The following is a 12,197-nucleotide window of genomic DNA, read 5'->3' as shown; positions in this document are numbered from 1 at the left end:
AAGTGAGTACGCCACAGGTGGTCGTCCACCGTGACAAGGAACTGATGGCACGCGCCGCGGCGGCCCGGCTGATCACGAAAATCGTGGACGCCCAGGCCGCCCGGGGCGTCGCCTCGGTGGTGCTGACCGGCGGGCGCAACGGCAACGGCCTGCTGGCCGCGCTCGCCGAGTCCCCGGCCCGCGACGCGGTGGACTGGTCACGGCTCGACCTGTGGTGGGGCGACGAGCGCTTCCTGCCCGAGGGCGACCCCGAGCGCAACGTCACCCAGGCCCGTACGGCACTGCTGGACGCCGTCCCGGTCGACCCGCGGCGGGTGCACCCGATGCCCGCCGCGGGCGCCGCCTACGGCTCCGACGCGGACGCGGCGGCCGCCGCCTACGCCGGGGAGCTGGCGGCGTCGGCCGGGCCGGAGGACCACGGCGACGTGCCCACCTTCGACGTCCTGCTGCTCGGGGTGGGCCCGGACACCCACGTGGCGTCCCTCTTCCCCGAGCACCCCGGCGTCCGGGAGACCGAGCGCACGGTCGTCGGCGTCCACGGCGCCCCCAAGCCGCCCCCCACCCGCATCTCCCTCACCCTCCCCGCGATCCGCGCGGCCCGCGAGGTGTGGCTCCTCGCCGCCGGTGAGGACAAGGCGGGCGCGGTCGCGGTCGCCCTGAGTGCGCCCGGCGAAGTTCAGGCTCCCGCCTCGGGGGCCCGCGGGCGAGCCCGCACCCTCTGGCTCCTCGACCGCGCGGCCGCCGTCAAGCTGCCGCCGCAGCTTTACCCGCCTGCTTCCGCGTAAGAGGGTTCGCTTCCAAGGCCCGCCCGGCGGCGGGCGGTTCGCCCGGAATACCTAGGGGCGCGGGGGTCCGTGCGCGCTGCGGTTCGCCGGGGATACCCAGGGGCGCGGGGAACTGCGCGAGCAACCGGCCACCGGCTGGGGGTACCCCCAGGCCGAAGGCTCTGGGGGAGGTCCGGACACGACAGCGACTGCCCCTCCGGGACGGTGACGACCCGCGGGTCGCGTCGTGGCCGGTCGCGCAGTTCCCCGCGCCCCTCAAGGCAAGCTCTTCCGAATCGTCAACGTCCACGCAGCGTGCGGTACTTGGAAACAAGCGCTGAGGTGGACGCGTCGAGCCCGGCCACGTCCGCGCCCTCCGTGAGCGCGGGTTCGACCCGCTTGGCGAGGACCTTGCCGAGCTCGACCCCCCACTGGTCGAAGGAGTCGATGTTCCAGACGGCGCCCTGAACAAAGACCTTGTGCTCGTAGAGGGCGATGAGCTGCCCGAGCACGGAAGGCGTCAGCTCGGACGCGAGGATCGTCGTCGTGGGGTGATTCCCGCGGAACGTCTTGTGCGGCACGAGCTCCTCGGAAACGCCCTCGGCGCGCACCTCCTCGGGGGTCTTGCCGAAGGCCAGCGCCTGGGTCTGGGCGAAGAAGTTGGCCATGAGCAGGTCGTGCTGCCCGGCGAAGGGGCCGAGTTCGGCGATGGGCCGGGCGAAGCCGATGAAGTCGGCCGGGATGAGCTTGGTGCCCTGGTGGATGAGCTGGTAATAGGCGTGCTGCCCGTTGGTGCCGGGCGTGCCCCAGACCACCGGGCCGGTCTGCCAGGCGACGGGGTTGCCGTCGCGGTCGACCGACTTGCCGTTGGACTCCATGTCCAGCTGCTGGAGGTAGGCGGTGAAGCGGCTGAGGTAGTGGCTGTAGGGCAGGACGGCGTGCGACTGGGCGTCGTGGAAGTTGCCGTACCAGATGCCGAGCAGGCCCATCAGGAGCGGGGCGTTGTGCTCCGGCGGGGCGGTGCGGAAGTGCTCGTCGACCAGGTGGAAGCCGGCCAGCATCTCGCGGAACCGGTCCGGGCCGATCGCCAGCATCAGCGACAGGCCGATCGCGGAGTCGTACGAGTAGCGGCCGCCGACCCAGTCCCAGAACTCGAACATGTTCTGCGTGTCGATGCCGAACTCGGCGACCTTCTCGGCGTTGGTGGACAGCGCCACGAAGTGCTTGGCCACCGCGTCCTCGCCGGCGCCGAGCCGGGCGAGCAGCCACTGCCGGGCGGAGGTGGCGTTGGTGATGGTCTCGATGGTGGTGAAGGTCTTGGAGGCGATGACGAACAGCGTCTCGGCCGGGTCCAGGTCGCGGACCGCCTCGTGCAGGTCGGCGCCGTCCACGTTGGACACGAAACGGACCGTCAGGTCGCGGTCGGTGTACGAGCGCAGGACCTCGTACGCCATGGCCGGGCCCAGATCGGAGCCGCCGATGCCGATGTTGACGACGTTGCGGATCCGCTTGCCGGTGTGGCCGGTCCACTCGCCGCTGCGCACCCGGTCGGCGAACTGCGTCATCTTGTAGAGCACGGCGTGCACGCCCGGGACGACGTTCTCCCCGTCGACCTCGACGGTGGCCGACTGCGGGGCGCGCAGGGCGGTGTGCAGCACCGCGCGGTTCTCGGTGATGTTGATCCGGTCGCCGCGGAACATCGCGTCGCGGAGCTCGAACACGCCGGTGGCGGCGGCCAGTTCGCGCAGCAGCCGGAGCGTCTCGTCGGTGACCAGGTGCTTGGACCAGTCCAGGTGGAGGTCGCCGACCTGGAGGGTGTAGCGGCCGGCCCGCTCGGGGTCGCGGTCGAACAGGTCCCGCAGATGGGTGCCGGCCAGCTCGTCACGGTGCTTGGCCAGCGCGTGCCATTCGGGGCGCTGGTCGGGCCTGGTGGTGGCCTGGGCGTTGCTTTCGGACATCAGTCCACTTCTCCTCGTCCTCGCTGCGAGACCAAACTAATTGATGAGGCAGTGGAACGAGTTCCGCGACCCCCCGGCGCCGTCAGAAGCCGCCGCGGTGCAGCCGGTCCCCGTACGCCTGTTCCAGCACCACGTTGCGCTCGTGGCCGCCGGGCAGGTTGGCGGAGACGTACACCGGGGCCTGCTTGCCCTCGGCGGTCAGGGTGCCGACCGCTTCGGCGACCACCATCTGCACCAGCAGCGCGGAGGTGATGGTGGAGACCCCGCACAGGGCGCCCCCGTCCGGCAGCGGGAGCAGGGCGTCGCCGGCCGGGGCGCAGTTGTCCAGTACGGCGTCGGCGAGGTCGGCCAGCCGCTTGCCGCTGGGGTGCAGCGCGGGCACCGCGTGGGTGTGGGCGAGCGAGGTCAGCGCGACCAGCTTGTGCCCGGCCTCCTTGACGTGCAGGGCCATGTCCACGATGGAGTTGTTGACCCCGGAGTTGGAGACGATGACGAACAGGTCCTGGGGGCGCGGCTCGGCCAGTTCGTACAGCCGCCGGGCCAGGCCCGGGGAGCGCTCCAGCAGCGGGTCGGTGAGGACGGAGCGGTCCTCGCCACCGCGCAGCACCAGGTCGGACAGGCCGATCCGGTTGGTGGGGATGAGGCCGCCGGCCCGGCCCACGATCTCCAGCACGGTGGCCTGCGAGTGCCCGGTGCCGAAGCCGTGGATCACCCCGTCGGCGGCCACGCAGTCGGCGAACAGCCGCCCGGCGGCGGCCACCGAGTCCGTGTTCGCCGCGATCGCCCGGTCGACCGCCGCGCGCCCCTCCTCGGCGAACCGCGCCGCGCTGATCTCTTCCTGACCGGCCATGCCCGCTCCTGGTGTCCTGTGCCTGTGGGAATGATCTCCGGTTCAATGAACCCATCGATCGACGGCTCGATGAAACAATGAACCAAGCAGAAGCGTCAACACGGACGGCTGCGCCGGGCCCCGGCGGGCATGAGGTCGCGGCCCTGGTCTCCGGGCACCCGCCGGAACCTGCGGGGCCGCCGTCCTCAGTCCGTCCCGACGGGCAACTGCGCGGCCAGGGCCGCCGCGCCGGCCGCGCCGTCCGTGACCGGGAAGATGCGCAGGCGGTGCCGGCCGAGTCGGTCGGTCACCCGGTCCAGCAGCGGGCCGCCGGGGCCGAGCAGGCCGCCGGTGACCACCAGGGGTTCGCCGGGCTCGGGCCGCAGCGCCGCCACCGTGCCGGCCAGCAGGTCCGCGGCCCGGTCCAGCAGGTGCAGGGCCACCGTGTCGCCCGCCGCCGCACAGGCCACCACAGCCGTACTCAGCCGGGCGAGCTGCGCGGGCGGCCGGGCGTACGCGTGCGCGACGATCGCCTCGGCCAACGCGAACCGCCCGGCGGCGTCCGGCGGCACGGTCCGGCCCCCGGATCGGGCGGCCTCCTCCCCGGCCTCCGGCAGGTGATGCGCGGCCACCGCCGTGACCAGGGAGGTCCAGGGGCCGCGGCCGTCCAGGGCTTCCAGGGCGGCGCGGACCGCGTGGGCGCCGAGCCAGTAGCCGCTGCCTTCGTCGCCGAGGAGCCAGCCGTGGCCGTCGACCACGCGGGAGCGGCGGCGGCCGGTGAGGCGGGCGGCGATCGCGCCGGTCCCGGCGATGAGGACCAGCCCGTCGGCGGGGGCGCCGGGGGCGGCGGCCAGGGCGACGTCGATGTCGCCGCCGACGTCGACCACGGCGCCGGTGATGCCGTGCGCCGCGACGGCGTCCCGCAGGCAGGACAGCGCCAGGCCGCGCCCGCGTTCGGGGCCGAGCCCGGCGGTGGCCCCGGCGAACCCGCCGTAGACCGCGCGCACCCGGTCGCGCAGCGCCTCGGGCACGGCCCCTGCGACGGCCTGCGCCAGGTGCAGGGTCAGTTCGGCGCGCGGGACGCTGAGCGCGTTGCCCGGGCCGCCGGTGCCGCGGCCGAGCACGGTGCCGTCGGGTGCGGCCAGGCAGGCCCGGCTGCGGGTGCCGCCTGCGTCGACCCCGATCACCAGGTCGTGGCTGTAGATTTCATTCATCGACACGCATGGTGGTTGATAGATTCATTCACGCACAAGTCCGTCGGCCACGGGTCCCGGCCCCGGAGGGAGTCCCCATGATCACCGCCCGGATCCGCGCCGAACTCCCGCGGATGTCCGGCTCCCTGCGCAAGGTGGGCGAGCTGGTGCTGGCCGACCCGGCCGCGGCCACCCACAGCTCCGCGGCCGAGCTGGGGCGCCGCACCGGCACCTCGCAGGCCACCGTGACCCGTTTCTGCCGTGCGCTGGGCCTGGAGTCGTACCAGCATCTGCTGATCGAGCTGGCGCAGGAGCAGGGCCGGGCCGAGGCCGCGGACCGGCCGGCCGCGCTCGGCCCGCGGATCGGGCCGGACGACGACCTGGAGCACGTCATCGCGGTGGTCGCGGAGGCCGATCTGCGGGCCCTGCGGCACACCGCCGAGCAGTTGGACCGGCAGGCGCTGGAACAGGCCGCACAGGCGCTCGCCGGGGCCCGCAGGATCGACGTGTACGGGGTGGGCGGCTCGGGGACCGTGGCGCACGAGGCGCAGGCCCGGCTGTTCGGGATCGGCGCGGCCGTGCACGCCTGGACCGAGGTGCACGCGGCGGAGACCTCAGCGGCCCTGCTGACGCCCGCGGACGCGGTGCTGGCGGTCTCGCACTCGGGCACCACCCGGGAGGTCCTGGAGCCGCTGCTGCTGGCCGCCGAGCGCGGCGCCACCACCATCGCGGTCACCGGCGACCCGCGCTCCCCGGTCGCCCGCGCGGCATCCGTCGCCCTCACCTCGTTCTCCGGCGAGACCAGCTTCCGGCACGGCAGCTTCGGCACCCGGCACTCGGTGCTGCTGCTGGTGGACTGCCTGTACGCGCGCGTGGCACAGCTGACCTACGAACGGGCCACCGCCTCCATCGCGCTGACCTCCCACATCGCCGGCGCCCACGCGGTCCGCCCGCGCGGCCGGTGAAAGGGCCCGCCGCGGCATGAAGCCCGGGGTCCGCGACATGCGACACACCCCGCCGCCGGATGAGCCGGGGACGGGGTGCGTACGGGGTTGCTAGATCTCGCCGCGGAGCTTGGCGAGGGCTTCGGCGAGGATCGCCTCGCCGTCGGCCGCCGAGCGGCGCTCCCGTACGTACGCCAGGTGCGTCTTGTACGGCTCGGTCCGCGGGGGGGCCGGCGGGTTCTCCTCGTCCTGCCCGGCCGGGAAGCCGCAGCGGGGGCAGTCCCAGGTCTCGGGGATCTGCGCGTCGCTGGCGAAGCTCGGCTGGGTCTCGTGCCCGTTCGAGCACCAGAAGGAGATCCGCAGGCGCGGTGCGGATTCGCCGCGCTCGGCCTCGCCCATCGGCCCCGCTCCGACCCGACTGCCACGGATCGCGTTCCCACTTGCCACGGTCGTAACTCCCTGCGTGATGGTGCTGCGAGGTCGTCCAGTGTATGGAGGCCGGCTCGCCCCCGCGTACGCGGGGAAGAGGGCACGGTATCCCAGGACGCCGCTCCATGATAAGTCGCGTGCGCGACGGGGCGTCAGTTCCGCGCGCGGGCAGCCGAATCGGTCCGGCCGGTTCCGTACCGGCCGGACGGTCTCACTTGTTGAACTTCATCACCAGGCCGAGTACGACAATGCACACAAACCACAGCAGACCGATCACGATGGTGATCCGGTCGAGGTTGCGCTCCGCCACCGAAGAACCGCCGACGGAGGACTGCATACCGCCGCCGAACATGTCCGACAGACCGCCGCCCTTCCCCTTGTGCATCAGCACGAGCAGCAGGAGCAGCAGGCTGAAGATGATGAGGGCGATGGAGAACCCGATGACCACGGCTGGACCAACTCTCTCGACTACATGACGGCACTACATGACTACGCAGCGGGACCGCGAACCGTGTGGCACCACGGTTCCGGCCCCGTCAGCGTACTTCACCGGCTCCCGGAGTTCACTGGTCGCGGAAGCGCACGATCTTGACGAATTCCTCGGCGTCCAGCGAAGCGCCTCCCACCAGGGCGCCGTCAATGTCCGGCTTCGCCATGATTTCCGCCACATTGCCCGCCTTGACCGAGCCGCCGTACTGGATGCGGACCTGGTCGGCCAGGTCCTGCGAGTACAGCTCGGCGACCTTGCCGCGGATCGCCGCGCAGACCTCCTGGGCGTCGTCGGAGCCGCAGACCTTGCCGGTCCCGATGGCCCAGACCGGCTCGTAGGCGATCACGATCGACGCGGCCTGCTCGGCCGGGATGTCCTTCAGACCGCCCTCGACCTGGGCGAGCGTGTGCGTGACGTGGTTGCCCGCCTCGCGGACCTCCAGTTCCTCGCCGACGCACAGGATCGGGGTCAGGCCGTGCTTGAAGGCCGCCTTGACCTTGGCGTTCACCACCGGCTCGTTCTCGCCGTGGTACTGCCGCCGCTCCGAGTGGCCGATCGTGACGTACGTGCACTTCAGCTTGGCCAGCATCGGTCCGGAGATCTCGCCGGTGTAGGCGCCGGAGTCGTACGCGGAGATGTCCTGCGCGCCGTACTTGATCTTCAGCTTGTCGCCGTCGACCAGGGTCTGCACCGAGCGCAGGTCGGTGAAGGGGGGCAGGACCGCGACCTCGACCGCGTCGTAGTCCTTGTCGTTCAGGCCGAAGGCGAGCTTCTGGACGTGGGCGATGGCCTCGAGGTGGTTGAGGTTCATCTTCCAGTTGCCCGCCATCAGCGGGGTGCGGGTGCTCTGCTGCGTCATTGTCGGTCTGTTCTCCAGGCTCGTGGTCGGGCGTCAGTCCTCGAGGGCGGCAAGGCCGGGCAGGGTCTTGCCCTCGAGGTACTCCAGGCTGGCGCCGCCGCCGGTGGAAATATGGCCGAAAGCGTTCTCGTCGAAGCCGAGGATGCGGACGGCCGCGGCCGAGTCGCCGCCGCCGACGACGGTGAAGGCCGGGGAGTCGATCAGCGCCTGGGCGACCGCGCGGGTGCCGTCGGCGAAGTCCGGGTGCTCGAAGACGCCCATCGGGCCGTTCCAGAACACGGTGGCCGCGTCGGCGATCTTGGCGGCGAACAGCTTGCGGGACTCCGGGCCGATGTCCAGGCCCAGCACGTCCGCCGGGATCGCGGTCACCGGGGCGACGACCGGGTTGGCCGGGGCCTTGGTCTTCAGGTCCGGGAACTCGATGTCGCCGACCACGTCGACCGGCAGCACGAACTCCACGCCGCGGGCCTCGGCCCGCTCCAGGTACTCGGTGACCGCCGCGAGCTGGTCCTCCTGGAGCAGGCTCTTGCCGACCTCGTGGCCCTGGGCCTTGAGGAAGGTGAAGAGCATGCCGCCGCCGACCAGGATCCGGTCGGCCTTCTCCAGCAGGTGGTCGATCACCCCGAGCTTGTCGGAGACCTTGGAGCCGCCGAGCACCACCACGTACGGGCGCGCGACGTCCTCGGTGAGCTTCTTGAGCACGCCCACCTCGGTGGCGATCAGGCCCCCGGCGGCGTGCGGCAGCCGGGCCGGCAGGTCGTAGACCGAGGCGTGCTTGCGGTGCACCGCGCCGAAGCCGTCGCCGACGTAGGCGTCGGCCAGTTCCGCGAGCCGGTCGGCGAACGCGCCGCGCTCGGCGTCGTCCTTGGCGGTCTCGCCGGCGTTGAAGCGCAGGTTCTCCAGCAGCGCGACCTGCCCGTCGGCCAGGCCCTCGACGGTGGCGCGGGCGCTGTCGCCGACCGTGTCGGCGGCGAAGGCCACGTCGGTGCCCAGCAGCTCACCGAGCCGCGCGGCCACCGGCGCCAGCGAGAACTGCGGGTCGGGCGCGCCCTTGGGACGGCCCAGGTGCGAGGCCACGATCACCTTGGCGCCGGCCTCGGCGAGCCGCTTGACGGTGGGGACGGCGGCACGGATCCGGCCGTCGTCGGTGATGGTCTCGCCGGCCAGCGGGACGTTGAGGTCGGCGCGGACGAACACCCGCTTGCCCGCGACCTGCCCCGCGGCGAGGAGGTCGTCGATCGTCTTCATGTGGGTCTCTCCTGAGGACGCGTGAGTACGAGTACGGACGGCACGGACCCGGCCCCTCAGGCCCCCGCGGGTGCTCGGCGGAAGCCGGGACAGGGCCGTGCTGCGCGCGGACGCGGAACAGGGCCCGGGAGGCGCGTCGTCGCGCCTCTCCGGGCCCTGTCCCTCACATCGCCGTGCGCGGTGGATACGTGATCTGCGCGAGTCGCGCGATCAGAGCCGGCCGCCGACGTAGACCGTCAGGTCCACCAGGCGGTTGGAGTAGCCCCACTCGTTGTCGTACCAGCCGATGACCTTCACGGACTTGCCCTGGACCATGGTCAGGGACGAGTCGAAGGTGCACGAGGCCGGGGTGTTGACGATGTCCGAGGAGACGATCGGGTCCTCGGTGTACTCCAGCAGGCCCTTGAGCTCGCCCTCGGCCGCCTTCTGGAAGGCCGCGTTGACCTCGTCCTTGGTGACCTCGCGCTCCAGGTCGACCACCAGGTCGGTGACCGAACCGGTGGGCACCGGCACCCGCATGGCCAGGCCGTCCAGCTTGCCGGCCAGCTCCGGGATGACCAGCGCGGTGGCCTTCGCGGCACCGGTGGTGGTCGGGATGATGTTCTCCGCGGCGGCCCGGGCGCGACGCAGGTCCTTGTGCGGGAAGTCCAGGATGCGCTGGTCGTTGGTGTACGCGTGGACGGTCGTCATCAGACCCTTGACGATGCCGAAGTTCTCCAGCAGCACCTTGGCCATCGGCGCCACGCAGTTCGTGGTGCAGGACGCGTTGGAGATGATGTGGTGGCTCGCGGGGTCGTACTTCTCCTGGTTGACGCCCATGACGATGGTGATGTCCTCGTCCTTGGCGGGCGCCGAGATGATGACCTTCTTCGCGCCGCCGGCGATGTGCTTGCCGGCGTCGGCGGCCTTGGTGAAGATGCCGGTGGACTCGATCACGATGTCGACGCCCAGCTCGCCCCACGGCAGCGCGGCCGGGTCGCGCTCGGCGAGCACCTTGATGGTGTGGCCGTCCACCGTGATGGTGTCCTCGGTGTGGGTCACCTGGGCCTTGAGGCGGCCCAGGATGGTGTCGTACTTCAGCAGGTGCGCGGTGGTCGCGGTGTCACCAAGGTCGTTGACAGCCACGATCTCGATGTCCGCGCCCTGCTCCAGGATGGCGCGGAAGAAGTTACGACCGATACGGCCAAAGCCGTTGATGCCTACCCGGATCGTCACGAACCGATCTCCTCGCTCAGTCGCCGGAGTCCGTTTCTCCGGCTCGCATAATGATGTCCCCGACCAGAACTGAGCCTACCCGCCCCGGGGGGACGCTGCCGCGTAGGGGCGCGGTTCTCCGGGGTACCTGTAGGGGCGCGGGGAACTGCGCGCGCCACCGGCCACCGGCCGGTGGTCCGGACGCGACAGCAACTGCCCCTTCGGGCCGGTGGCGACGCGCGCCACGGAATGGGGTTGCGCGCGCAGTTCCCCGCGCCCCTTGGGTATCCCCGACGAACCGTAATCCCGAAAAGTCAGCCCACCATCTCGTCGGTGAGGTTCGCCTCGGTGCCGGGGAGACCGAGGTCGGACGCTCGCTTGTCGGCCATGGCAAGGAGCCGCCGGATCCGTCCGGCCACCGCATCCTTCGTGAGCGGGGGCTCCGCGAGGGAGCCGAGTTCTTCGAGAGACGCCTGCTTGTGGTCCATGCGCAAGCGCCCCGCCGCGGCGAGGTGCTCGGGGACGTCGTCCCCGAGGATTTCGAGGGCGCGGGCGACACGCGCGCCGGCCGCGACGGCCGCCCGCGCCGAACGGCGCAGGTTCGCGTCGTCGAAGTTGGCGAGCCGATTCGCGGTGGCCCGCACTTCGCGCCGCATGCGGCGCTCCTCCCAGGCCAGGACGGAATCGTGCGCGCCCAGCCGCGTCAGCAGCGCGCCGATCGCGTCACCGTCACGGACGACGACCCGGTCCACGTTGCGTACCTCGCGGGCCTTGGCCGGGATCTGCAGCCGGCGGGCGGCGCCGACCAGGGCGAGGGCGGCCTCGGGGCCGGGGCAGGTCACCTCCAGGGAGGAGGAGCGGCCGGGTTCGGTGAGGGAGCCGTGGGCGAGGAAGGCTCCGCGCCAGGCGGCCTCGGCGTCGCAGGTGGCGCCGGAGACGACCTGCGGGGGCAGGCCGCGGATCGGGCGGCCGCGGCCGTCGACCAGGCCGGTCTGCCGGGCGAGCTGGTCGCCGCCGGCCACCACGCGCACCACGTACCGGCTGCCGCGGCGCAGCCCGCCGGGGGCCATCACCACCAGGTCCGAGGAGTGGCCGAAGATCTCCAGGATGTCCTTGCGCAGCCGCCGGGCGGCGATTCCGGTGTCGAGCTCGGCCTCGATGACGATCCGGCCGCTCACCAGGTGGAGTCCGCCGGCGAACCGCAGGACCGACGAGACCTCGGCCTTGCGGCAACACGTCCGGGTGACGGGGAGGCGGGAGATCTCGTCCTTCACCGCTGCGGTCATCGCCATGGGCCGATCCTTCCACGCATTCGAAAAACACGGTCGTACGCGGCAGCCAACAGCTCCGGATCGTGCCGCGGCCCGTCGGGGGCGGCGACCCGCGCCAGTTCGACCGTACCCCCCAACCGCTGGGCGGCCTCGGCGAGACTGTCGCGATCGGGTACGGCGGCCTCGTCGGCGAGAACCACGTCGATGGTGAGTTTAGGGGCGTGTCGCCCCAAAACCTCCAAGTGACGCTGCGGAGAAAATCCTTCCGTCTCGCCCGGCTGGGGCGCGAGGTTGAGGGTGAGCACCCGGCGGGCCCTGGTGGTCATCAGGGCCTCGGCGAGTTCGGGCACCAGCAGGTGCGGGATGACCGAGGAGAACCAGGAACCGGGGCCGAGCACCACCCAGTCGGCGTCCAGCACGGCCTGCACCGCCTCGGGCACGGCGGGCGGGTCGGCCGGCACCACCTGCACCTCCTGCACCTCGCCGGGGGTGAGCGCCACGTTGGCCTGGCCGCAGACGGTGGAGATCACGTCGGGCTTGTCCGGGTCGTGGCCGCGTACCACGGCGTGCAACTCGAGCGGGACGGCGGACATGGGCAGCACCCGGCCGTGCGCGCCGAGCAGCCGGCCGACCCATTCCAACGCGGCCACCTCGTCGTTGAGCAGTTCCCACAGCGCGACGATCAGCAGATTGCCGACCGCGTGGTCGTGCAGGTCGCCCTCGCTGACGAAGCGGTGCTGGATGACCCGGGCCCAGGTGCGGCCCCAGTCGTCGTCCCCGCACAGCGCGGCCAGGGCCTTGCGCAGGTCGCCTGGCGGCAGCACGCCCATCTCGGCGCGCAGCCGCCCGCTGGAGCCGCCGTCGTCGGCGACGGTGACCACCGCGGTCAGGTCGCCGGTGATGCGGCGCAGCGCCGCGAGGGAGGCGGACAGTCCGTGGCCGCCGCCGAGGGCGACCACCTTCGGCGGCACCCCGGCGCGGCGGGCCGTGTCCCGGCGCCGCCGCCGTCCCGTCATGA

Annotated in this window: 12 protein-coding genes; 2 read left to right on the top strand and 10 right to left on the bottom strand. The window is 72.2% G+C overall.

Annotated elements, in window-relative coordinates; genetic code table 11:
- The first annotated feature begins 2 nt into the window (after positions 1-2).
- Complete coding sequence (pgl, locus tag ITX44_RS13830; RefSeq protein WP_205357456.1) at positions 3-785, top strand: 6-phosphogluconolactonase; 783 nt, start codon at positions 3-5, stop codon at positions 783-785.
- 278 nt (positions 786-1,063) lie between these two features.
- On the opposite strand, the gene pgi is transcribed toward pgl, so the two are convergent.
- The 3 genes from pgi to ITX44_RS13815 form a co-directional block, all read right to left on the bottom strand.
- Entirely contained in the window at positions 1,064-2,722 is a 1,659-nt protein-coding gene (gene pgi, locus ITX44_RS13825; protein ID WP_205357455.1) for a glucose-6-phosphate isomerase, read from the bottom strand.
- Positions 2,723-2,804: 82 nt separating this feature from the next.
- Positions 2,805-3,572 (bottom strand): sugar isomerase domain-containing protein, encoded by a 768-nt coding sequence (locus ITX44_RS13820; RefSeq protein WP_205357454.1) that lies wholly within the window; start codon positions 3,570-3,572, stop codon positions 2,805-2,807.
- A gap of 185 nt (positions 3,573-3,757) precedes the next feature.
- Positions 3,758-4,765, bottom strand: coding sequence for an N-acetylglucosamine kinase (locus tag ITX44_RS13815; protein ID WP_205357453.1), 1,008 nt, complete (start codon positions 4,763-4,765; stop codon positions 3,758-3,760).
- 77 nt (positions 4,766-4,842) lie between these two features.
- Between ITX44_RS13815 and ITX44_RS13810 the strand changes: the two genes are divergently transcribed.
- Entirely contained in the window at positions 4,843-5,709 is an 867-nt protein-coding gene (locus ITX44_RS13810) for a MurR/RpiR family transcriptional regulator (RefSeq protein WP_205357452.1), read from the top strand.
- Between the two features lie 90 nt (positions 5,710-5,799).
- On the opposite strand, the gene ITX44_RS13805 is transcribed toward ITX44_RS13810, so the two are convergent.
- The 7 genes from ITX44_RS13805 to ITX44_RS13775 all read right to left on the bottom strand — a co-directional run bounded on the left by ITX44_RS13805 (position 5,800) and on the right by ITX44_RS13775 (position 12,195).
- Positions 5,800-6,135, bottom strand: coding sequence for an RNA polymerase-binding protein RbpA (locus ITX44_RS13805; RefSeq protein ID WP_073497103.1), 336 nt, complete (start codon positions 6,133-6,135; stop codon positions 5,800-5,802).
- A gap of 193 nt (positions 6,136-6,328) precedes the next feature.
- Positions 6,329-6,565: a preprotein translocase subunit SecG gene (gene secG / locus ITX44_RS13800; protein WP_205357451.1), complete on the bottom strand. Its 237-nt coding sequence runs from the start codon at positions 6,563-6,565 to the stop codon at positions 6,329-6,331.
- Between the two features lie 115 nt (positions 6,566-6,680).
- Positions 6,681-7,466: a triose-phosphate isomerase gene (tpiA, locus tag ITX44_RS13795; RefSeq protein WP_205357450.1), complete on the bottom strand. Its 786-nt coding sequence runs from the start codon at positions 7,464-7,466 to the stop codon at positions 6,681-6,683.
- Positions 7,467-7,499: 33 nt separating this feature from the next.
- The gene (locus ITX44_RS13790; RefSeq protein ID WP_205357449.1) at positions 7,500-8,714 is read right to left on the bottom strand and encodes a phosphoglycerate kinase; all 1,215 of its coding nucleotides are present in this window, start codon (positions 8,712-8,714) and stop codon (positions 7,500-7,502) included.
- A 210-nt stretch (positions 8,715-8,924) separates the two neighbouring features.
- The gene (gap, locus tag ITX44_RS13785) at positions 8,925-9,929 is read right to left on the bottom strand and encodes a type I glyceraldehyde-3-phosphate dehydrogenase (protein ID WP_205357448.1); all 1,005 of its coding nucleotides are present in this window, start codon (positions 9,927-9,929) and stop codon (positions 8,925-8,927) included.
- 293 nt (positions 9,930-10,222) lie between these two features.
- A complete protein-coding gene (gene whiA / locus ITX44_RS13780) occupies positions 10,223-11,200 on the bottom strand; it encodes a DNA-binding protein WhiA (protein WP_205357447.1) in 978 nt (325 codons plus the stop codon).
- Positions 11,191-12,195 (bottom strand): gluconeogenesis factor YvcK family protein, encoded by a 1,005-nt coding sequence (locus tag ITX44_RS13775; protein ID WP_205357446.1) that lies wholly within the window; start codon positions 12,193-12,195, stop codon positions 11,191-11,193. Before ITX44_RS13775 ends, whiA begins: the two co-directional genes overlap by 10 nt.
- Positions 12,196-12,197: the final 2 nt, after the last annotated feature.

The organism is Actinacidiphila acididurans, assembly GCF_016918855.1.
Taxonomy (GTDB): domain Bacteria; phylum Actinomycetota; class Actinomycetes; order Streptomycetales; family Streptomycetaceae; genus Actinacidiphila; species Actinacidiphila acididurans.
The sequence above is the reverse complement of the archived record's forward strand: the minus strand, read 5'-3'. Positions and strand labels throughout refer to the sequence as shown.